Source organism: Alkalicoccobacillus porphyridii (genome assembly GCF_007293315.1).
GTDB classification, from domain to species: domain Bacteria; phylum Bacillota; class Bacilli; order Bacillales; family Bacillaceae_D; genus Alkalicoccobacillus; species Alkalicoccobacillus porphyridii.
In genome coordinates this window covers 410,394-432,031 of record NZ_VLXZ01000002.1, presented here as the reverse complement: position 1 = coordinate 432,031, position 21,638 = coordinate 410,394, and the positions used below count along the sequence as shown (strand labels likewise).

Sequence of the window (21,638 nt, the reverse complement as noted above, 5' to 3'; positions counted from 1 at the left end):
TCCACAGTAGCTCAGTGGTAGAGCAATCGGCTGTTAACCGATCGGTCGTAGGTTCGAGTCCTACCTGTGGAGCCATTGCTTCCATAGCTCAGCAGGTAGAGCACCACCATGGTAAGGTGGGGGTCAGCGGTTCGAATCCGCTTGGAAGCTTTATAGAAGTACTGGTGTAGAAGGGTTTCTCCGTTGATGGAGAGGCTCTTTTTTGTGTGAAAAAGAGAAAACAGAACCTGACCTAGGTCATCACTACAATCTGATTTTTACTGGTCATGGTTAATAGTGTTGCGTATTAATGTACCTACGTTTAAGGTGACAAAAATATCACATACCAACTTATTTTGTCATCTAAAGCGTGCGACCCTGATTTGAAAAAGAACTACACTATGATTATACCAATTTGATCGGAGTGTACGACATGACTATTCATCATGCGCCAAAGAGCGTTTTAATCGCTGAAGGAGTACGTAAATCCTATGGTTCTAAAGGAAATGCTCAACAAGTCTTAAAGGGAATCGATCTTCGTGTCGCGGAAGGGGAGTTTGTTGGCATCATGGGGCCTTCTGGCTCAGGTAAGACGACGCTTCTTAATACGTTAGCCACAATAGATCATGCTACAGATGGGCAGATTTTTATAAATGAACATGAGATTTCTAAAATGAAAGATCATCAACTTTCAAGGATCCGTCGTCAGCATTTAGGGTTTATTTTTCAAGATTACAATTTGCTTGATACGTTGACGGTTAAAGAAAATATATTGTTACCTGTTTCGTTAACAAACATAAGTAAAGATCAGGCTGAAACAGAGTTTGATGCGATTTCAGAGTTGTTAGGCATTAAGGAGTTAGCAAATAAATACCCTTCTGAAATTTCGGGTGGTCAAAAGCAGCGAACCTCTGCAGCACGAGCATTAATTCACTCGCCCTCGCTTGTTTTTGCTGATGAGCCCACCGGTGCCCTTGATTCAAAAGCCGCCTCCAATTTATTAGGGAATTTACATGAGATTAACCAAACACGCCAAGTCACGATTGTCATGGTGACTCATGACCCGATGGCATCTAGCTATTGTAGCCGGGTAATCTTTTTAAAGGATGGAAGAATTTTTTCTGAATTGTATCGGGGAGAGAAAACGAGAGAAACCTTCTTTAAAGACATTCTTGATATGCAAGCCGTTCTTGGAGGAGGCAATCAGATATGAACACACGGAAATTAGTACTCCGAAGTATGCGAAAAAACATCAAAATGTATTATCTCTATTTTTTCGCGATGATTTTTAGCATCGGTTTGTATTTTATCTTTTCTACCTTACAAAATGATCAAACTGTTGGAAAAATGGTTCAAGCTAGCGTGAACTTCTCGACGGCCCTACAAATCGCTGGAATCTTACTCATTTTTATTACGATTGTGTTTACGCTGTATGCGACCAGCATCTTTATTAGAAGAAGAAGCCAAGAAATCGGATTGTATCAGCTAATTGGCTTGTCTAAGGCCTGGGTCGCTCGAGTATTAATTTTGGAACATACCATTTTGGGTTTAGGGGCTTTGCTTATTGGAACACTCGTTGGAGCATTACTCTCGCGACTCTTTCTTATGCTGTTTTTGAACCTGATTGGCCTTGAGGTTGTGTTTGGCTTAAGCTTCTCCTTCCAAGCGCTAATCCAAACGATTGCTGTTTTTACTTGCTTGCTTATGGTCACATCCATACAAATTATATGGACGGTTTATCGTAGTACATTACTAGAATTATTTCAAGCAGATCATCAAAACGATACGTTTGTCGAACGTCCAAGCATCGTTTCAGGTATGTTAGGGCTAGCAGGATTAAGTTTAATTGGGTTTGGTTATTATGTGTCCACTTTTATTGCATATAACGCAGATGCTCTGGTTTTTCTTATGTTAATCGTTCTCGTTTGTACCATACTCGGAACCTATTTAGTTTTTCATACGACAATTAGCTGGATATTGAATGCTTTTCGAAAAAAGAAAAGTGGAAATCTCGGATTGTATAACAGCCTATCTGTTGCGCCATTAATGCACAGAATGAAAGGCCACGCCAATTCGTTAACGATCATTACGATCCTATCTGCTATGGCGATTACGATGATCTCTCTTTCGTATTCCTTATATTATTCAACCGAAACAGATGTGAGATTGTCGATGCCTTTTGATTTTGCCCTAGAGAATATGCCGGAAGAAGGCGCTGAGATAGCCAGTAAGTTAGAGGAGGCACAGATAGAATTCGATCAATATCAAGTAGATGGCATTCGATTTCAAGGCGCATGGGTGGAACAGGATTCAGAGGCAGCTCATCTGAATAGGCCGTTTTTGCTGTTCTCAGCAGAGCGGATGGAGCAGGTTGGATTAGAGCTTGAACGTCCCCAAGAGGGTGAAGCCATCTATCATAGTTCGAGAGCCATTATAGAAGGCATGGAGGTTAACTCTCCAAAAGAGGTGAGGTACGCGTCGAATGATGAAGTAAATCGACTAACGGTCCCAAAATCTCGGCTTGATAACGTGATGAATTATATTTTTTATGGCGATCAATTAGTTGTATCTGAAGAAACCTTCGCGAGAATGAGAGACAGCATTCAGGAGGATGAGTACAAAGAAACTTTGGCTTTTGATGTTTTTAACGTATTGGATCCGGAGAAAACGGATATTGCTACAGACATTTTTTTATCTAGTGTGGATCGTGACCTATTACTCAGAGACTTTTATTCCACCTATGAGGGATCACGTCAAACCTTTGGATTACTCATTTTCATCGCCGGCTTTCTAGGCTTGGTCTTTCTCCTATCAACGGGAAGTATATTGTACTTTAAACAAATGACAGAGGCTGAACAAGAAAAAAATCATTATCGGACCCTGCGACAGCTTGGATTTCAAGTGAATGATATTATGAAGGGCATCATTCGTAAACAGCTCTTTGTTTATTTAATCCCTCTGGGAATAGGGTTAACTCACGCTGCTTTTGCCCTTAACGTAAGTTCTATTCTCATCGCAGCAAGCATGCTGACCCCTATTCTGATTAGTATGGCAGCATATATTGTGATTTATTTAATCTTTGCGGCATTTACCATTCAATACTACAAAAGCATTGTCAAAAGTGCCTTATAGAAAGGAAACGTTGAATATGAAAAAGCTACTTGTGTCCACTCTTGCTTTACTGATTACAGTTGCAAGCCTATACTTTATTTTCCGTGAGACCTTTGACAGATTTAATCCATTGATTGAAGAAGAATTTGTTTATGTCGAAGTTCATGATGAACCAACGGATGATAATGGAAGATTTAAGTATGACCTGAAAGGTGTTAACCAGGATAACAAAACAAAAAGAGTAATATTTAGCACCAGTGCAAGGCTCGAACCAGGTACGTTCATTAGAGTGCTTGCGAAAGGGACGTACTCTAAAGAATATAAATCTATCAATGAGGATGAAATGCCGTGATATAAAAATGCTAGCGCAAAAAAAAGACAATCTACTTTCTCTTTTAAAGAAGTAGATTGTCTTCATTATTTAACGAGAGTGCACAGCTACATCTAAATTCAGCCAATTCACTTCTTCTGTAGTTAATTGTAGCTTTGCTCCATGCGCACATGAAAGCATTTCTTCATTGTTTTGAGGACCGATAATGGCTGCGGTAGGGAATGATTGATTTAATACATACGCCAGCGCAATTTCAATGGTTGATACGCCTTTTTCATTCGCGAGCTCTGTGGCACGATCAAAACGTTGCCAGTTTTTATCATTATAAAAAACGCGGACTAGGTCTTCGTTTGAAAAGTCATTGCGATCAAAACGTCCTGTGAAAAAGCCCCGAGCTTGGGAGGACCATGAAAGAACCGGAATGTTTGACTGCTGATGCCACTGAATGGCTGAAGGATTCAAGCTAATACATCCCGGCCAGTACGCTTCCTTCGCTTTAGCGAGACTTAAATTCGGACTTGAAAAAGAGAAAGCACGTAATCCGTGAGTTGCTGCATATTCGTTCGCTTCTTCAAGGCGAGAAGTCTCCCAATTCGAACCACCAAAGGTAGAGATATGGCCATCCTCTACAAACTGATTCAGCCACTCTAAGATTTGACCCACTGGAACTGTAGGATCATCTCGATGGAGGGCGTAAAGCTCCACGTGATCCGTTTTAAGACGATCCAGGCTAATTTTTAGCTGTTCCTGAAGTTCCGCTTGGTTAATCGTGTGTCCGTGCTCGTTCGGGTGGCCTCCTTTTGTCCAAATATTTACTCGATCGCGATTGCCTGCATCTAACCAATTGCCGATTGCTTGCTCGCTTAACCCACCACTATAAATATAGGCTGTGTCGATGGTGTTTCCACCGATACGTAAATAATTCTCAATCATCTGCGTTGCCGTTTCTTGATTTTCTGGTGTGAAATAGTCAGATCCCATAATGAGAGATGAAACAGGTGAGGCCAAGCCTTCTAGTTGGATTGATTTTAACATGTATTAAAGCACCACTCTTTCTTTATTATCGCAAACGAAGCACGTAACCATCATGACAATTACTATAATGATTACGCTTCCAAAAACACCTCGGTATTTACGTTTTTGCACAATCATACAACGTCTTAAAAATCATATCATTTTTCTGTGGAATAGAGAAAAAAGCCTTAAAAAAGAAACCGGTTTCAATTAAAGGTATATCGGTTTGATGATTTTGTCAATCGCTTATACATGTTATTTATCTCTATAAAGAAAAAAATATAACGACAACGCATTGGTTTTGCTAACGTTGCCGCTCTTCACAAGAGTTTCTCACGGTTACATACGTTGGAATGACGGTTTCTTTTTCTTGTTCTTCTTGCGCGATTAGACCTATTAACGTTTCAATCGTTTTTTTCGCGAGCTTTTGATAATTGTGGTTAACAGAGGTTACGCCAGGGGGGAAGTGCTCTGCTAGATAGGTATCATCAAAGCCAGTAACCGAGATGTCAGTAGGAACCTTCAATCCGAACTTTTGAAACATTTTAATGGCGCCAATCGCTACAAAGTCATTAATACACAGAACCGCTGTCGGTCTATCATCGAGGTGAATAAGGTGCATTGCATCCTCTTCTCCTGCCTCAATGCTGTAACCACTATTATGAATCCATTCCTCTTTAAATGTTAATCCTTTTTCTTTCATCGTCTCCCGAAAAACATCTATCTTTTCATCTGTCGAAGAGACGCCTATCTCTCCACCTAACAGGCCAATCGTCTGGTGTCCTTGACGATCGAGTATATCTAGTAATCGGCGAACGCCACTAGCTTCATCTGTGCGAATGGTATGGGCATCTACACCATCCATCTTTCCATTTACAAGCACAATAGGTACATGCTCCAGTGCGCCTATCATTCCTGTGCGCAGTTCCTCTGTGGGGTGAGTTTGATTAATTCTCCCGCCTAAGAAAACAATACCATCAACCTGGCGAGAGATGAGGCTATCTAAATAGGCTTGTTCAATAGAGAAATTCTGCATAGAGTTACATAAGAGGCATGTGTAGCCTTTATCAAGTGCCTGCCTTTCAAGCATCTTTACAATCATCGAATAAAAGGGATGATCGATATCAGGAAGAATGATACCAATCATCTTTGATTGTTTTAAATACAAGCTTTGTGCCATCACATTCGGTTTAAAGTTGTATTTATTAATTAACTCCAACACTCTGCTTTTTGCAGGCTCCCGAACGTTTGCACTTCCTGTTAATACCCTCGAAACAGTGGCAGGTGACACATTCGCTTCTTTGGCAATGTGATAAATCGTTACGCCGTCTTTCTTTAGCATGCGTTGTCTTCTTCCTCTCTCGATCATTTTCTTAATTTCTACCAAAATTATAGATTCGATTGTGAATAGAGTCAAAGTGCTGGAGTGATCAAATAGAAAAAATTATGAAAGTAAAAAATGTATATTGACAAAAAAGGATTTATTTTTTAAAGTTAAATGAAACCGGTTTCTTTAAATGTAATTCTTAATTGGAATGAAAAAAGAGAGTTTATTTGTAAAAATGTAAGCGGTGACAATTCATTGTATGAATACAACCGCTTAAGGGGAGCGATGACATGAAACGTTTATCTATGTATTCAGCAGCGATTGTTGCACTTGTGTCTTTATCAGCTTGCGGAGGTTCTGGGAGCGATGACAATACGTTGACCGCTTGGGCATGGAATATTAACATTCCTGTTCTTGAAGAGGCAGCAGAGCAATTTAAAGCAGACAATCCTGACTTTGAATTAGAAATTATTGAAGTAGGTACACCAGACGTTTATCAACGAATTACTACAGGTCTTCAAGCGAATGGGGAAGGTTTGCCAGATATTATGCTCGTTGAAGACGACCGAGTCCAAGGCTATCTTTCCAATTTTCAAGACTCTTTTTTAGATATCTCTGAATACGGATTTGGAGAAGACCATCATGATAAATTTCCATCCTTTAAAACTGAATTATTATCTGTCGACGATGGGGTGTATGGTTTTCCTTTTGATGCAGGTCCAGCAGGCGTATTTTACCGCACGGACTTATTTGAAGAGGCAGGCATAGATCCAGATCAAATTGAGACATGGGACGATTTTATTGAAGCGGGACATACCTTACGTGACGAGCTTGATGTTGCTTTAACCGGCATTGATATTAGTAATGATGATGGGGTTTACCGCATGATCTTAAACCAACAAGGTACATTCTATTTTGATGAGAACGAAGAGATTGCTCTTGCATCTGAAGAATCTATCAAGGCCATGGAAATTATACAACGCCTTCATCAAGATGGATTAAACGAAAATTTAGTTGGATGGGATGCCTGGTTAACGGGATTAGCTAACGGTAGTGTAGCTACTGCTCCAACCGGTGCATGGTTAACAGGGTCATTAACAGAACAAGCACCTGATTTAGAAGGGCAATGGGGCGTAATGCCACTTCCGGCAATGGAAGAAGGCGGGAACCGCGCATCTAATCTAGGCGGAAGCAACTACATGATCTCATCACGTACCGACAACCCTGAGCTTGCTTATGAATTCATGGAGTACTTTTCTACTTCAGATGACGTGCAGCTAACAGCTATGGAAAACGGACTGTTTCCTTCTCTTAACACCATCTATGACAATGAAATCTTCACTTCTCCTGTTGGTTACTTTGGAGACCAGGCCATCTGGGAACTATTTGCTGGGATGATGGATGACATTCCTGCGGTGAATTATACAGGGAATTATTCCATTGCACGTGATGAAACAGAAACAGCTCAATCGAATGCAGCGAATGGTGCAGATGTTACTGAAGTCATGACAAGCGCTGAACAACAATTACAAAACAGAATGAATTAATGAACTCACAAAAGCGAGTGAAGCGGTCATTTTACCCGCTTCACCGTTTCAGAGAAAGAGGGCTGTGGCGATGAACCGGTCAAAGGCAACACCCTATGTATTTATAGCACCAGCCGTCATTTTATTTTTACTTTTTACGGCTTACCCAATTATTGCTTCCGTCATTCTTAGTTTTCAAAAATTCGAAGGCGGTAGTTATGTCTTTGCAGGCTTTGACAATTACATACGACTAATCTATGACACGATCTTTCAAACGGCGCTATTAAATACGTTTATTATCTTTATACTCCAAGTACCGTTAATGCTATTACTTTCAATGATCCTAGCAAATGTCTTAAACAATCAACTGCTTCGCTTAAAAGGGTTTTTTCGGGTTTCGTTCTTCTTGCCCGCGGTAACCTCATTGGTTGCGTATTCGTTACTATTTTCAGTGCTACTACAAGATAATGGCCTGATCAACCAATTGATTTCTAACTTTGGAATAGCCGCCATTCCCTGGCTAACAGATGGAACTTGGGCTAAAATCTCCATTGTTATCGCCATGACGTGGAGATGGACGGGGTATAACATGATTATTTATCTAGCGGCTTTACAAAACATCCCGCATGAGATGTATGAAGCAGCTAAAATGGACGGAGCAGGGAAGATCAGACAGTTCTTTTCCATCACGGTCCCTAGCTTAAAGCCTGTCATCTTGTTCACGGGTATACTTTCAACGATTGGTACACTGCAGTTATTTGATGAACCTTTTAACCTTACAAGCGGGGGTCCAGCCAACTCAACAATGACACTCGGTTTGTATATCTATGAGAATGGATTTGAGTACTTTGACTTTAACTATGCAAGCGCCGTGGCGTATGTAGTCGTTATGCTTGTGGCTGTGCTTTCCATAATTCAATTCAAAATAACAGGTGATAAATGATGAAAACAGCAATAGGACAGCGACACTTGTTAGGGAAAATAAGTATGTATGTCTTTCTTCTAATCTTTTTAATCCTATCAGTCTTTCCTTTTTATTGGATGTTTATTGGTGCGACCAACCCTTCTTCATCTATGTTTGCAAGTCCTCCAACCTTTATACCTGGTAGTCATTTTTTGGAGAACTTTAGGAATTTAGATGCGAATGTAGGCATTTGGCGTGTTTTATTTAACTCCCTTTTTGTAGCAGGCTTATACGTTGTACTCGCATTAGCCATTAGCACAACCGCAGCCTATGCGTTTGCTAAGTTTTCATTTAGAGGGCGAAACCTCATTTTTACAATCTTTTTGCTTTCCATGATGATTCCATATCAAGCCACGTTAATACCACTGTTTCAAATGATGGCAAATTTTGATTTACTAAATACATACTTTGCTCTCATTGCACCACAACTGTGTTATCCGTTTGCGATCTTTCTTATGAGACAAAACTTTCTAGCTTTCCCTTCGGAACTGCTGGAATCAGCGCGGTTGGACGGGGCGGGGGAATGGCGAATCTTTTTGCAGATTGTTCTTCCGTCAATGAAGCCAGCTTTAGCGGCAACGTCTATCTTCCTGTTTATGTTTCAATGGAACAACTTTATGTGGCCACTCATTGCCATACGAACACCGGACATGTACACGTTCCCAGTGGCCTTATCTACACTTAGTGGGGTATCCTATACAGATTATGGTCAAGTGATGATGGGGATTACGATTGCTACTGTTCCTATTCTTATCTTCTTCCTCGCCATGCAAAAGCACTTTATTTCCGGCATGCTAGGAAGCGCATTAAAGTAACACGTAATTTTAAAATGATTCATTGGAAGAGAGTAGCGATAATCGTTATTCTCTTTTTTTGTAAAGTCGGTAGAGCTCAAACACTTGCGAGAAGAACGGACTAGTTTAGGAGAGTGAGTCCTCCAATATCGGTTAATGCATACGTTTATGTCTTGGTAAATCCCATTCTCTCTTGTTATGGTCAGGGATTTTCTTGGTAAGCACCATTCGCTCTTTGTAAAAGACGAATTCCTCTTGGAGTAAAGAAGGTCTTACTTGGTATAGACCTTCTCATCTTGGTGCTCTATGACTTTTTCTTGCTAATTAATCCAGTGGTCTTGGTTATGCGCTAACCCGACTCCGTCGATTTATCTCAATGATGAAGTTGGAGAAGTAATTAATTAAATAAATATACTCATCGAGTAGAAGGATAATCATTAATTGATTATCCGACCTCTCACACCACCGTACGTAGCGTTCTTAATATTCAATTATATTGGTTCGTTTAGTTCTAAATTACTCTGATTAATCCTGTAAACATAATCACATAAAATATTAATATCGTCCTGGTTGTGACTATTTATTATGATAGTTCTACCCTCTGACTTGTACTTTAATAGTAAGTCTCGGATATCATTCACGCTTTTACTGTCCAAAGCATTAAATGCTTTGGACAGTAAAAGTACTTGTTGATCCTCCATAATGGCTAGCGCAATAGCTAACTTTTATTTCATACCTAAAGAGTAATTTTTAACGATTTACTTTGAATCACTCTTTAAACCTACCAATTCCATTGATTCAGAGATTTTTTTATCATCAATTTTACCTCTGATCAATGCTAATTCTTTTAGATTTTGAAAACCTGTTTTATTTGCAATATAACCTGGGCGATCTATAATAATTCCAAAATTATCAGGAAACCTTATATCTTTTCCTATTTCTTTACCTTTAACTTTTATTGACCCTTCGTCCGGAAAGATAAATCCAGATAAAGGGATAAGTTATTGGACATTTAAACAAGAGGTAAACCTCTATAATCCTTTATTAATAAGGTTTTAAGAAACTCAGGGTTTTCTGAACAAAACCTTAGCGTATGTTTTCCGCGAAAAGATACTTGGACCCCTAATAGTAATTATGAATGGTAGCTCAATGATAATTAAATTATCTTATGTTACTGTTAGATTTACAAATAATTAGGAGGGATAGACTTGTATAAACTTTTATTACTAATGATACCCTTTTCCTTTATTATGATTGGATGCGGCAATGGAACAGCTGAAGAGCCTGCCGAAGATGTTGAAAACGAATACAGTTACGAGGGAACAATTACTGAAATTGGTGAAGCGGACCATACACCAGGTACGAGAATAACTGTTGAATCTAGCAATGAAAACGAAGAATACTCAACTGTCATTTTTCCAATTAGCTCTATTGAAGATACCCTTGAAAGAGACCTTGTTGTAAATGACAACGTAACAGTGTATCATGACGGATCGATGATAGAAGAATCTTTACCTCCCGTTCAACATGCTGTAACAAGAATTGAAATTAATAACGAATAAGGTCTAAACGTAAAAAAATGGCTCTCAGAATCGAGGCCATTCTTTCTTCATTTACTATACGGACATCTCTTCCTTATAAACGTTCCTTTTCTTTATTCATTACAACCCTATAAATATAAAAGCCAAGCAGTAGAAACACGGTCGAGCTTAAAATATAGATGGGCCGAATGGCGATCCATTCTGCAAATATATTAATAAGAGCCACCATCACTATTGCACAGCCCGCTTCAACCATGCCTATAAGATTTGTAAATCGACCCATAATTGATACGGGAACATGGTTTTGGTAAAACGTTAAAAACCCTACATGTGCAAACGTGATTGCAAATGTCATTGTAAAAAATCCAATTGAAGCGATGGTAAAGGAAGTCGAGAACGCAAATATTAAGTACCCAATAGGGGTAATCATTGCCCCGAGACCAATTAATATATTTATTTTCAACACTTTCGCAAACCAGGCATTAAGTAATGAACCTGCTACCATCCCAAGGCCTGCAATTCCAACTAAAAATCCATAGGTGCTTTCTGAGAAAAGTAATACGGACGTTGCAAAAGCTGCTTCAATTGAATCTATTCCAGCTAAAAACACGCCAAACCCTCCGAATAATAGGTATACCCACGTGACATGTGTGTGTTTACGTCCATAAGCAAGAACCATTTTCCAATCTTCCTTGATAACAGCAAACGTGATTCTTGTATAGATAGCTTCTTCATCCCTTTGATCAACGTTCGGAAGCAGCATAATAACAAATGCTGAAAGAACTAAAGCAACGGCGTTCATAAAAATAGCCATCTCCGGGGTGCTTATGATAAAGAGAAGTCCTGCAATCGATGGACCAATGATAAAACCACTGGACTGAATAAAGTTGCGCAGTGAATTAAAACGTTGCCGACTTTCTTTCGGAATCAACTTCGTCATATAGACAAGAGAGGTCGATTCAAAGATTGAACTTCCCATATTAATGATAAAAACAAGGAAATAAATCAAGATTAATGAATCCAAAAATGGTAAACAAAAGATGAGGCATGCTCGAACGACGTCTAGCGTGATCATCAATGTTCGTTTATTTAACCGATCAATAAATGAACCGGCCCACACATCCGTTACAAGTGTAGCGATCGGAATTAACATATATAATACTCCCACGGCGAGTGGCGAATAATCCGTCATAATTAATACCATTACATTTAATGCGAGTAAATAAACCCATGCACCAATATTTGATATGCCAACACCGATAAGCAAAAGCAAAGGGGCTTTCCAATTCATATAGCACCGCTCCTAACCAATTTTTTGAACAACAAAAAAAGTCTCACCTCCCAAGGTTCTAAACCTTGGGGGCGAGACTTCGGATTGTTAGAAGTTTCGCGGTGCCACCCCAGTTTGTTATTGTATCGCTACAACAACCTTTTCAAGTACGTCAGGTAAACATGATTATACTCTATCTCTATAACGGGAGAACCCGGTACACCATCACTTTCAATTGAAAGATCCTTTGTACAGCTCAGAGACTTGTTTCCTTGTGCCATTACATCCTCCATTCCCACCATCTGGAGTTCTCTGTTATGCTTTTGCACAAATACTCTTCTCATCATTGCCTTTTCGTTTTTCTATTGTACCCAATTTTCTAAATAAAGGAAAGAGGAAAATGAATTCTAGATTGAATGTAATTAAGTATACAATTCTTCATGTTAAAAACTGTTTATTCCTTATTATCATTATGATTTTCTTTATCTGTATAATACGCCTTCATCTCTTTTAAAATATATCTAGCTATGTCCTCAGGAAAATAATTGTTAAACTCGTGACTGTACTTGGCAAAGAAATCATCATCTTCAGTAAGATTTAAAAAGCTTCTATTCGCTGGAAATAAGTGATCCATTTTTTTTAGGATATCTTGTACTTTTTGTCTGCTTGGAGCGTCATCAAACTGTATGGCATGACTAATGGCTTGAATTAATAATAACATTTCTCTATCTAACTTCTCTTGAAATTGTGGATTATGTAACAACTTTATCTCTTTCATAAGCTGCTCGTCAGCCTTAAAATGATGTTCGATTGCTTGCATTTGTATTTTTTCTCGCCTAAATAAATCGAGCAAAATGAAAGTGAAATCATGTAGTTCCTCCTCGGAAATACCTTCAACGCCGTACAGCCTCTCCATTCTTGAAATAACTTCTAACATATCATTTAGCTCGGCTTGTTTTTTCTCTATTAACTGTTTTTGCGCAAGCAGTAGCTCTCGATGCTTTAACTTTTGATCTGTCAGTTGTTCTTTTATTTCATGTAAAGATAAACCGAAATGCTTTAAAATCATGATTTGCTGATAGAGTTCCCATTCTAGCTGTGTATATAGTTTTCGACCGCTTTTATTATATTTTTGGGGAGTAAGTAACTCGATTTTATCGTAGTAACGTAGTGTTCTTACCGTTGTAGCGACTATTTTTGCAAATTGTCCAATTGTCACTTCCATGTTACGACCTCCTTTTCTAGATTATATCCTGTGACGTAACGTCACAATCAAATATATAAATAAACGGAATGGAATTTATAAAAAGGGTTGCTTACGACGTTACGTCACAATCTATGATTGGTTCTATATTACACCTGAGAGGAAGGTTATGTATGGAACAACAACAATCATTATTTCGAAATCGTCCATTTATTTTTCTATTTATTGGAGGTTTTTTGGCGATAATCGGTTTTACCATGTTTTTCATGACGACTACTTGGTTTGTCATTTCTGATTTAGGTTCTGCTAGATCACTAGGCCTCATACTCATTGCCATTACGGTGCCTCGTATTCTGATGATGTCATTTGGTGGAGTTCTCGCTGATAAATTTAAAAAGACAACCATCATGTTTAGTACAAGTTCAATCCAAGGAATTCTTCTGGTTATCATCTATTTATTGAATGATGCCAATCAGTTAACGTTTGTATACCTCATCATATTGGGTTTCTGCTTTGGTACATTGGATGCGTTTTCTGGACCAGCAGGAACATCACTAATTCCGAAGTTGGTACAGGGCCATCAAATCAAACAAGCGAATGCCATCATTCAAGGTTTGGGACAGATAGGCTTTGTGATTGGGCCAGTTATAGCTGGAAGTGTGATGGAATTCGCTGGCGTCACAACTGGTTATTTAGTGGCAGCAATTATTGTGTTATTATCAGCCTTTTTTATGTTTCCACCTTTCTTAAAGGAAGGTCCTGTAGACAATACAATTAAACAAACACCGCTTAAAGATCTAATCGAAGGGTTTACGTATGTTAGAGCCAGTAAATATCTACTAACGGGTATTCTCATATTAATTACGTTAAACTTTTTTGCCTTTGGAGCGATCTCTATTGCTATCCCCATTTTAGTTGAGACCTATGGAGGCACGCCTATTAATCTTAGTTACATTGAGGCGGCTTTAGGTATTGGAATGCTTGTAAGTACAGCAATAATCGGTTTGGTGAAAATGAGACGTAGGGGATTAACCTCGCTTGCTGGATTAATTGCCACGTTACTTGTGGCTATAGCGTTTAGTCAAATCCCGAATCTGTATATTTTAACCGCGTTGGCCTTCTTCATTGGATTTACGATGACCTTTGTTTCCATTCCGTTCTTCACTTCAGCACAGGAAGATACGGATCCTCGAATTATGGGAAGAGTCATGAGTATTGTGTTTCTGGCCATGAACGGGTTTGACCCACTTGCTTATGCGAGTGTCACATTACTTGTTTCCAGAGGAATTGATATTCAATTAGTCATATTATGCTTTTCTCTAGTTGGTCTACTCATAGCTTTGATTACTTTATGGAAGGGGAAAACGTATCGAAATTACACGTCTACCTATTAGTAGAAGAAGGTCAAAACAATAGAAAAGGGATGACCGTCACGGTCATCCCTTTTAACTAATTCAGTTTCTCGCCTTGATACACATCTGCTTGTAGGGGAGCACTTAGCATATCTTTAGCAGCTGCGATGAAGGATTGGAAATGGGGGCTTGTGTTATGCGCTTGGACAGCCTCCATGTCCTTCCAATTCTCTACCATAACAAATCCGTTAGCGTCTTTTGGATCTTGGAATAGCTCGTAGCTGGTATTACCAGCTTCGGCACGAGTTCCCTCAATGACTGCTTCAATTTCTTTTAGAAATTCCTCTTTATATTCTGGTTTAACCGACATTTTTGCGTGAATGATAATCATTGTTTTTCTCTCCTTATTTCCACTCTGCAATTTGGTCTACCGGCAAGCGATAAGAAGCGTAACCTGGATCTACGGCTTTTCCGATAGATAATAGCATAACTGGTACATAACGATCCTTTTCCAAATCAAATGCTTCTGCGATCTTATCCTTCTCATAGCCACCAATTGGACATGTATCATAGCCATATGCTTTTGCAGTCAGCATAAGGTTCATGGAGACTAGGCCACTGTCGATCAATATGCTTTCTTTATTTGCTTGATCCGTCCTACTACCTAATAGTCCGCGTATAGCAGGTACTTGTCGATCTCTTACGTCTTCAGGCATTAGACCTTGCTCTACGGCTTTTCCATAGATTTCTTCCAAATAGTCAAGATTGTTCATATCGGCAAAAACAGCGATGACGGCAGATGAGGTTGTTACTTGCTGTTGATTAAACATGGCTAGCGGAGCAAGCGTTGCTTTTGCTTCCGGGCTGTCAATCACCACAAAGCGCCATGGCTGTATATTGGTTGAAGAGGGAGCCTTTGTGGCTACTGAAAGGATTTCAGTCATTTCTTCCTTACTAATTTTGATGTTTTCATCATACGTACGGACGGAACGGCGATCCTTTACGATTTCTAGGAATGCCTCTTTATTGTAAACAGATGTTTGATTCATTTATGTTCTCCTCCTAATTGACTCTTTGTGACACGTGATACATTTTCACTGACTCTATCCAGCATCTGCAGAAACTGTTCTAGCTCTTCTTCTGAAAATCCAGCAAGAGTGTCCTTCACAAATTGGCTTTTCTCCTGATAGGAATGCTCAATTTGACGTTTGGCTTCTGCTTCTAATTTCACCCACGTTGCTCGCTGATTATCTTCTTTTCTATAACGTACAATCGTGCCGGCAGCTTCAAGTTGTTTTAAATGCCTAGTGACAGCAGCGGCATCAATATTCACTTCTTTTTGCAAAGCTGATTGGGCCACTTCCTCATGCTGTAATAAGTAATGAAGGATCTCCACACGGGAAGGACTGGACCCTAAACATGACTCAAACTTTGAGGTGAGCTCTTTATTTACAGCCTGAAGCTGTAAAAAGATTTGCAAACGAACGGTACAAATGGTCACAGACATACCCTCTTTCTGAACATTGACCTATCAATTATTGAAGTATCAATAATTGATAGGTCAATGATATCTCCTGACGATATAAATGTCAATATAACTGCATGTGGCTGAGGAAAATGAAGAGTTTGTGTTTCAGCTAACAGAACCAGGCAAACCTACAATTGATGTTAGTACTTTATTTGATTTAGTGTAAAGAAAACACAATGCAAGGCACCTTCCAGGCGATGGAGGGTGCATTATTTTTACTGAAAACAACCGAAGACATCTGGATATTTTTGTAGTATTCTGAAATTATCAGTATAAATACGATAAATTAGACTGATATAAAGGAGGCCTGAGTGATATGGTGAACCGTGAAACGTCATCTGCATTAGGAGAATTCATTAAGTCTCGCCGGTACCGACTTCAGCCTGAAGACGCAGGGATCAATACAAATCCTGGACGAAGACGTACGCCAGGACTTAGAAGAGAGGAAGTTGCCTACCTTGCTAATGTGAGTATCACGTATTATACCTGGTTGGAGCAGGGTCGAGAGAGGAACCCTTCACCTGAAGTGTTGTCCAGTATCAGTCAGGCACTTCAACTGGATAAGGACGAGAAGAAGTATCTATTCGACTTGGCTACATATGATCCCACTAGCACCTATTTTTCATCAAACTCTGAAAAACTTAATGCTAAATTTCTGCAAGATCTCGTGAATCAATTGCGTTATCCTTCATTTATTGTAAATGAAGTAGCTGATGTAATTGCTTGGAACCGGGGGGCAGAGCTAATTGTAGCCGATTTTGGAGGCTTGCCGGAGAGTGAGCGAAACATCGTGTTGCTACCGTTTTTAAATATGGAGTACCAAAAAAGGATGCTCAATTGGGAGGATTTTGCAAGTTATATGACCGCATTGAGCCGGGCAAGCTACGTTCAACACAAAGATAATCCTTTATACATGGAACGATTTGAACGATTAAAACAGAACAGTGAGGACTTCGCGCGTATGTGGGATCGGCATGAGATTCGCCAAAAAAACATAGTTCCAGTTCATTATCGTCTTCCTACCGGACAGGAGCTCGCGTTCACTATTCATTGCGCGGTGGCCATTGATAACAATCCAGGGCTGCACTGGTGTTTTCTGGTACCAACACCTGGTTCGGGAACGGAAGAGAAACTTTCACTTCTCCTCGCTCAAGACACGGAATAATTCATGCACTCTTAGCCTGTTAGTCTCGTTAATAGTATGAGTGCAGTGTGGTTAGCTTTCTTTGTTGTTGTTAGGATCAAGATAACTTCAACGAAAAAGAGGCGATTTCATGAACCAATATCAATATGTAGGCAAGCTGGCAGTGGTCACCGGAGCTTCATCCGGGATCGGAGAGGTGTATGCCAAAGAATTGGCGTTAAGAGGCTGCCATGTCGTACTTGCTGCGCGTTCCAAAGATAAGCTGGAGGCATTAGCGAGCGAAATCAAACGGAAACACGGTATAAATGCATATGCCGTGCCTATCGATTTGTCTAAGGCAGCTGCACCACGTCAACTGGCCGAAATAATCGCCGAACTTGGTCTAACGGTTGATATTCTTATCAACAATGCGGGCTTTGGTACATATGGCCGCTTTGAAGATATAGATGCGGAGCGAGAGCAGCAAGAGATTATGCTGAATACAGCTGCACTTGTTGACTTGACACATCACTTTTTACCCGGCATGCTTAAACGCCAGGATGGCATCATCGTAAACGTGGGATCGATGGCCTCTTTTGTACCTTGTGCTTACTCAGCTGTTTATGGTGCCACCAAAGCGTTTGTGTTATCTTTCACCGAAGCACTGTGGGCGGAAACCCGCGAACGAGGTGTACGCGTGCTTGCCCTGTGCCCAGGTGCAACGGATACAGGCTTTTTTGATGCGGTAGGTAGCAAGGATATGGCAGCGGGAAGTGCGATGTCCACCCCAGAAAACGTAGTGCAGGCTGGTTTCCGTGGAATTGATCGTGGAAGCAGTTATATCGTCGATGGACGTAACAATTTTATGGCGGCCCAAATGGGACGTGTCTTACCCCGACGAAGAGTAGCTTTACTCATGGAACGCCTATCGCGCCCAAAAGCAAACTGAATGAAATAAACATACGTAAAACACCTTCACAACGATGGAAGGTGTTTTTGTTTTTTGGATCTAGCGAATTGGCGTAGGTATTACCTTATTCACCATTATTGGAATAACTATCTTGATGTAATTGTACTTAATTAATTAAAATAGCTCAGTTATAAATACAAAAAATGTGACTATAAAGACAGAAACCAGTATCCATCCAACCCTTCGATTTCTCTTAAACTCTAATAATCCCAACAAGAGCATCGACAAGCTTAAAAATAGAAACATATACGGTAGAAGGTCATGATTGTTTGTAAGTAGACCAAAGGCACTGATAATCAAAACAATTATGGATGATATAGTAATTAATATTTTTAGCAAAACCTGACAGCTCCTTTTTTGGGTAATTTAGCTTATTGTATCATTAAATAAAATAAAGACCTCTACACGTCCTTCCTCGTCTTCTTCAACGAAGCTCCAATTAATACATAAGCAATAAACCCACCAAGGCCAAACATAGCGTGAGTGGGCCAGTTCGCTGAGAAGCTATAACGACCATCCTCAGCAAAAAATTGAAGTAAAAAGCTAAAAAAGAAAAATATAGTGAAGGCGATGAGTCCGTTCGTAAAACGATTGCCTGTCATAGTTTAACCTCCATAGTTTTGTTAGTCTTTCCATACCCTGAGAATTACTTACAAAACAATAGAATATCCACCTACAAGCTAGAGTGCAGCACTTCCTCAATGTCTGCCACCTGTATTACGAGGTTATCAACCTGCCCAGCGGAAACACCATGTAATTCTAATCGTTGCTGTAAGGATATAAGGTTTATCCCAAAAGTATGTGACCGCGTGTTTAAGATCAAGTCATCAATAAGTATCGTTACATTCATGGCATCAGGATCAAAGTCCTCTGAAGGGTGCATTTCAAAAGGTGTTTGCACAGGAACGGATAGCTGTGGCTGCTCCCAATCTATATGGGAATCTCTTGTATTGATAATAAGCCAGATAGGTACTTTTTTACCTTCATGATAATCATAGTAAACCTTGTAAGAGATCATATTTTTTCACCTTTTCTTTATAGTCTTGTTTTGTTCACTTTTTTGCCTATTGTATTCTTGTTCTCGTATGTATTTAGGGCTACACTTATTATAACTAGGGCATGATGTGAGTGAACAGAAGGGGCTTATACATAATGAAACGATATCGTTGGTTAATTGGCGTATTTGTAAGTGTACTTATTATTGTTTTGGGCTTTGTGATACCAGTTGAAGTCGACCCACCGGAAAATGATACGGTTATTATTGACTATACACTCGGGGAATACAGTGCACCCGCTTGCTTTGATCAAGCGGAATTTACAAATAATATTGATGAAACTACGTTTGAAAAGGTAGAAGATCATTCAAGGTTCAGCCCAGAATCTGATTGTACGACAGAGGAGTTTACAGTAACCACTGTGCCGTTGTGGTTTAGTTTGTTTAGATAACCCTATACAGGAGAGGCGGCAACTACCTGCTCGCCTCTTTTTTATCTAGGCTCAGTGGTTTTAGGTTGTTGGTAAACATGACGATGCTCTTGTCCTTAACATTACTCTTCTTCTTGGTCTTATGAAGGACTCTCTTAGTAATTTCAATGACTGTGCCTGTTGACCCCATACTTACACTCTTGGTTGAATATCCCCGTTTCTCTACTCCAAGAACCTCAGCAACTTCCATATAACTATAAAAAGCTGCACGATTATTGCATCTAGGGCAAAAAAGTACTTTATTCATTATCATTAGATGTTTTAGAAATAAACTTTTATCTGGAGATGATCAAGGTATAATAAAGAAAAGATTGTAGGAGGCAACCACATGGAAACATTTGAAGATTACCTAGCCACGATTGACGTACCTGAGCATCGAGAAAGAATGGAGTACATTTTTGAATGGGTCAAAGAAACATTTCCACAATTAGAGCAACGCATTGCTTGGAATCAACCCATGTTTACGGATCACGGTACATTTATTATGGGTTTTAGCACGGCGAAAAAGCATATGTCCGTTTCCCCTGAAAGAGCAGGCATGATCCATTTTGACGAGGTCCTTGAGCAAGGGGGCTATGATTACACAAAGCAGCTGGTACGCTTTAAGTGGAGTGAACCTGTCGATTTTTCCTTACTAGAGCGTATGATCGCCTTTAATATTGAGGACAAGGCGGACTGTACGAGTTTTTGGAGGAAGGAATAATTCGTAGTTATTACTATAGGAGGAGGGCGTTGAAATGACAAGGGTTGAGGATTAAGTCTCCCATACAATAAAGAAGGAAGGTGATAAATTACGTAAGATAGGGAGACACCGTCCATGAACAATTTTTTTATAAATACTCATTTTGCAAAGCTCTGGTTTCATCAAGCATGTAAAGTATTAAATGAGCGGTTCCGTGAGCTGATCATTCCACTGATTGTTTTGAGTCTAAGTGGATCGCCTTTGATAACAGCATTTGTACTCTTATCACAACAAGTAGGCTCGATTCTATTCTCTATTCCAGTAGGAACGATTGTAGAGAAGAGAAATCCTATATTCGTCTTAATTAGCAGTAGCTTTATACAAGCTCTGCTCATCTTTAGCCTTGCCTTTAGTACTCACTCTAACACGGTTCAACCTGTTATAATCGCGTGTCACTTATTTTTAATAGGGGTAGTGACGCTCTTTCACAACACAGCCTTTCAAGTAATTATTCCGAAGATAGTTGGACGTAAGCGGCTATTCTCTGCGCATACATTACTTGAAGGGGCAGATGCGTATGTTACGCTGATTGGACCAGCATTAGGAGGGTTTCTTCTTGCGCAATATGGCGCAAGCATTACTCTTGTCCTGTGTGGTGGCTTGTTATTGATATCAGCTGTACTAATTGTGATGCTTCGCTTTACGTACGTAAAAATAGAGATTGATGGTGCAAAAACAAACGTGAGAGCAGGGTTTCAAGCTTTTTCTCAACAGGCACAAGAGGGAGTCCGGTTTTTATATGCCAATCCTGCACAAAAAGCATCTTCAATAGCTACATTTTTTTTAAGCTTTGCCACAATATTTATTGTGTTAAGTGTGATTTTTCATGCTGGCACAACTCTGAACCTATCGGAGTCAGCAATTGGGGTGATTCTATCCTTTGCCGGGCTTGGAAATATTCTCGGTGTACTGATTATGAACCGGTTTAAAAGGATGAACTGGCTTTACTTGCTGTGTGCTTTGTTTATTATTTCAGCGGTTGGTGTCGTATTTATACTTTCTGGTCACTTTGTGCTGATGTGTATAGGAATGCTGATATTTGATGGCGCTTTATCAATGGGTTTTGTTGTTCAACTAACGGTTCAGCAAGGCGTGACACCCGACGCTTTTCTAGCTAGAGTGAGAAGTGCTGTTTATGTAGTAGGTGGGCTCTCTTCAATACTTGCTACCTTTTTAGCAGGGGTCTTAACAGAGTGGAATTCTAATCTAGCTTTGGTTTTTGGCAGTTTCATGCTCGTCTTGCCTGCGCTTTTTCTAATTAAGTACAAAGGTAGCAGTGTACCATTGGATCAACTAAAGCCAATGTAAGTAAACATAAAGAAAACTCCCTTAGACGTTCAAGGGAGTTTTTGTTAATGATTGATAAACTCGTGCCCC

General features: G+C 39.7%; 22 protein-coding genes, 2 tRNA genes and 1 other annotated feature. Of the genes, 15 read left to right on the top strand and 9 right to left on the bottom strand.

Features of this window, described 5'->3' with window-relative positions; translation table 11 throughout:
* From FN960_RS05450 to FN960_RS05430, 5 genes are all read left to right on the top strand, one after another.
* Window positions 1-75: transfer RNA gene (locus tag FN960_RS05450), tRNA-Asn, on the top strand.
* 2 nt (window positions 76-77) lie between these two features.
* Window positions 78-150: transfer RNA gene (locus tag FN960_RS05445), tRNA-Thr, on the top strand.
* Window positions 151-412: 262 nt separating this feature from the next.
* The gene (locus tag FN960_RS05440; RefSeq protein WP_143847643.1) at window positions 413-1,192 is read left to right on the top strand and encodes an ABC transporter ATP-binding protein; all 780 of its coding nucleotides are present in this window, start codon (window positions 413-415) and stop codon (window positions 1,190-1,192) included.
* Window positions 1,189-3,111, top strand: a complete 1,923-nt coding sequence (locus FN960_RS05435; protein ID WP_143847641.1) for an FtsX-like permease family protein — start codon at window positions 1,189-1,191, stop codon at window positions 3,109-3,111. Before FN960_RS05440 ends, FN960_RS05435 begins: the two co-directional genes overlap by 4 nt.
* A 16-nt stretch (window positions 3,112-3,127) precedes the next feature.
* Window positions 3,128-3,442: a YxeA family protein gene (locus tag FN960_RS05430; protein WP_143847639.1), complete on the top strand. Its 315-nt coding sequence runs from the start codon at window positions 3,128-3,130 to the stop codon at window positions 3,440-3,442.
* Window positions 3,443-3,511: 69 nt separating this feature from the next.
* Here the strand turns inward: FN960_RS05430 and FN960_RS05425 are convergent, their stop codons facing one another.
* Together FN960_RS05425 and FN960_RS05420 are read right to left on the bottom strand one after the other, a co-directional pair.
* Complete coding sequence (locus FN960_RS05425; RefSeq protein ID WP_143847637.1) at window positions 3,512-4,456, bottom strand: aldo/keto reductase; 945 nt, start codon at window positions 4,454-4,456, stop codon at window positions 3,512-3,514.
* Window positions 4,457-4,739: 283 nt separating this feature from the next.
* On the bottom strand, window positions 4,740-5,777 hold the full coding sequence (locus FN960_RS05420) for a LacI family DNA-binding transcriptional regulator (RefSeq protein ID WP_185970933.1): 1,038 nt from the start codon (window positions 5,775-5,777) through the stop codon (window positions 4,740-4,742).
* A 275-nt stretch (window positions 5,778-6,052) separates the two neighbouring features.
* Here FN960_RS05420 and FN960_RS05415 point away from each other — a divergent pair, with 275 nt between their 5' ends.
* The 4 genes from FN960_RS05415 (at window position 6,053) to FN960_RS05395 (ending at window position 10,608) form a co-directional block, all read left to right on the top strand.
* Entirely contained in the window at window positions 6,053-7,309 is a 1,257-nt protein-coding gene (locus tag FN960_RS05415; protein ID WP_143847633.1) for an ABC transporter substrate-binding protein, read from the top strand.
* Window positions 7,310-7,379: 70 nt separating this feature from the next.
* Complete coding sequence (locus FN960_RS05410; RefSeq protein WP_143847631.1) at window positions 7,380-8,231, top strand: carbohydrate ABC transporter permease; 852 nt, start codon at window positions 7,380-7,382, stop codon at window positions 8,229-8,231.
* Window positions 8,228-9,067 carry a carbohydrate ABC transporter permease gene (locus tag FN960_RS05405; RefSeq protein WP_438799708.1) on the top strand — a complete coding sequence of 280 codons (840 nt, stop codon included), beginning with the start codon at window positions 8,228-8,230 and terminating at the stop codon, window positions 9,065-9,067. Before FN960_RS05410 ends, FN960_RS05405 begins: the two co-directional genes overlap by 4 nt.
* A 1,187-nt stretch (window positions 9,068-10,254) precedes the next feature.
* Window positions 10,255-10,608 (top strand): hypothetical protein, encoded by a 354-nt coding sequence (locus FN960_RS05395; RefSeq protein WP_143847628.1) that lies wholly within the window; start codon window positions 10,255-10,257, stop codon window positions 10,606-10,608.
* Window positions 10,609-10,681: 73 nt separating this feature from the next.
* On the opposite strand, the gene FN960_RS05390 is transcribed toward FN960_RS05395, so the two are convergent.
* Both FN960_RS05390 and FN960_RS05385 read right to left on the bottom strand, forming a co-directional pair.
* Window positions 10,682-11,878: an MFS transporter gene (locus FN960_RS05390; protein WP_143847627.1), complete on the bottom strand. Its 1,197-nt coding sequence runs from the start codon at window positions 11,876-11,878 to the stop codon at window positions 10,682-10,684.
* Between the two features lie 64 nt (window positions 11,879-11,942).
* Window positions 11,943-12,213, bottom strand: a binding site (T-box leader).
* A gap of 98 nt (window positions 12,214-12,311) precedes the next feature.
* Complete coding sequence (locus FN960_RS05385) at window positions 12,312-13,082, bottom strand: MerR family transcriptional regulator (protein WP_143847624.1); 771 nt, start codon at window positions 13,080-13,082, stop codon at window positions 12,312-12,314.
* A gap of 152 nt (window positions 13,083-13,234) precedes the next feature.
* Between FN960_RS05385 and FN960_RS05380 the strand changes: the two genes are divergently transcribed.
* Entirely contained in the window at window positions 13,235-14,455 is a 1,221-nt protein-coding gene (locus FN960_RS05380; RefSeq protein WP_143847622.1) for an MFS transporter, read from the top strand.
* Between the two features lie 55 nt (window positions 14,456-14,510).
* On the opposite strand, the gene FN960_RS05375 is transcribed toward FN960_RS05380, so the two are convergent.
* The 3 genes from FN960_RS05375 to FN960_RS05365 are packed head-to-tail and all read right to left on the bottom strand — an operon-like array spanning window position 14,511 to window position 15,920.
* Entirely contained in the window at window positions 14,511-14,804 is a 294-nt protein-coding gene (locus tag FN960_RS05375) for a putative quinol monooxygenase (protein WP_143847620.1), read from the bottom strand.
* 13 nt (window positions 14,805-14,817) lie between these two features.
* On the bottom strand, window positions 14,818-15,462 hold the full coding sequence (locus FN960_RS05370) for a nitroreductase family protein (protein WP_143847618.1): 645 nt from the start codon (window positions 15,460-15,462) through the stop codon (window positions 14,818-14,820).
* Window positions 15,459-15,920, bottom strand: coding sequence for a MarR family winged helix-turn-helix transcriptional regulator (locus tag FN960_RS05365; RefSeq protein WP_143847616.1), 462 nt, complete (start codon window positions 15,918-15,920; stop codon window positions 15,459-15,461). The genes FN960_RS05370 and FN960_RS05365 overlap by 4 nt, the downstream gene beginning before the upstream one ends.
* Window positions 15,921-16,257: 337 nt before the next feature.
* Between FN960_RS05365 and FN960_RS05360 the strand changes: the two genes are divergently transcribed.
* Together FN960_RS05360 and FN960_RS05355 are read left to right on the top strand one after the other, a co-directional pair.
* On the top strand, window positions 16,258-17,106 hold the full coding sequence (locus tag FN960_RS05360) for a helix-turn-helix transcriptional regulator (RefSeq protein ID WP_143847614.1): 849 nt from the start codon (window positions 16,258-16,260) through the stop codon (window positions 17,104-17,106).
* A gap of 109 nt (window positions 17,107-17,215) precedes the next feature.
* Window positions 17,216-18,013, top strand: a complete 798-nt coding sequence (locus tag FN960_RS05355; protein ID WP_143847612.1) for an SDR family NAD(P)-dependent oxidoreductase — start codon at window positions 17,216-17,218, stop codon at window positions 18,011-18,013.
* A 422-nt stretch (window positions 18,014-18,435) separates the two neighbouring features.
* Here the strand turns inward: FN960_RS05355 and FN960_RS05345 are convergent, their stop codons facing one another.
* Both FN960_RS05345 and FN960_RS05340 read right to left on the bottom strand, forming a co-directional pair.
* Window positions 18,436-18,636 (bottom strand): hypothetical protein, encoded by a 201-nt coding sequence (locus FN960_RS05345; RefSeq protein ID WP_143847608.1) that lies wholly within the window; start codon window positions 18,634-18,636, stop codon window positions 18,436-18,438.
* A 71-nt stretch (window positions 18,637-18,707) separates the two neighbouring features.
* On the bottom strand, window positions 18,708-19,052 hold the full coding sequence (locus FN960_RS05340; RefSeq protein WP_143847605.1) for a hypothetical protein: 345 nt from the start codon (window positions 19,050-19,052) through the stop codon (window positions 18,708-18,710).
* Window positions 19,053-19,186: 134 nt separating this feature from the next.
* Here FN960_RS05340 and FN960_RS05335 point away from each other — a divergent pair, with 134 nt between their 5' ends.
* The 3 genes from FN960_RS05335 (at window position 19,187) to FN960_RS05325 (ending at window position 21,569) form a co-directional block, all read left to right on the top strand.
* Window positions 19,187-19,480, top strand: coding sequence for a hypothetical protein (locus tag FN960_RS05335; protein WP_143847604.1), 294 nt, complete (start codon window positions 19,187-19,189; stop codon window positions 19,478-19,480).
* 367 nt (window positions 19,481-19,847) lie between these two features.
* Window positions 19,848-20,222 (top strand): iron chaperone, encoded by a 375-nt coding sequence (locus FN960_RS05330; RefSeq protein ID WP_143847603.1) that lies wholly within the window; start codon window positions 19,848-19,850, stop codon window positions 20,220-20,222.
* 114 nt (window positions 20,223-20,336) lie between these two features.
* Window positions 20,337-21,569 (top strand): MFS transporter, encoded by a 1,233-nt coding sequence (locus FN960_RS05325; RefSeq protein ID WP_143847602.1) that lies wholly within the window; start codon window positions 20,337-20,339, stop codon window positions 21,567-21,569.
* Window positions 21,570-21,638 lie beyond the last annotated feature (69 nt).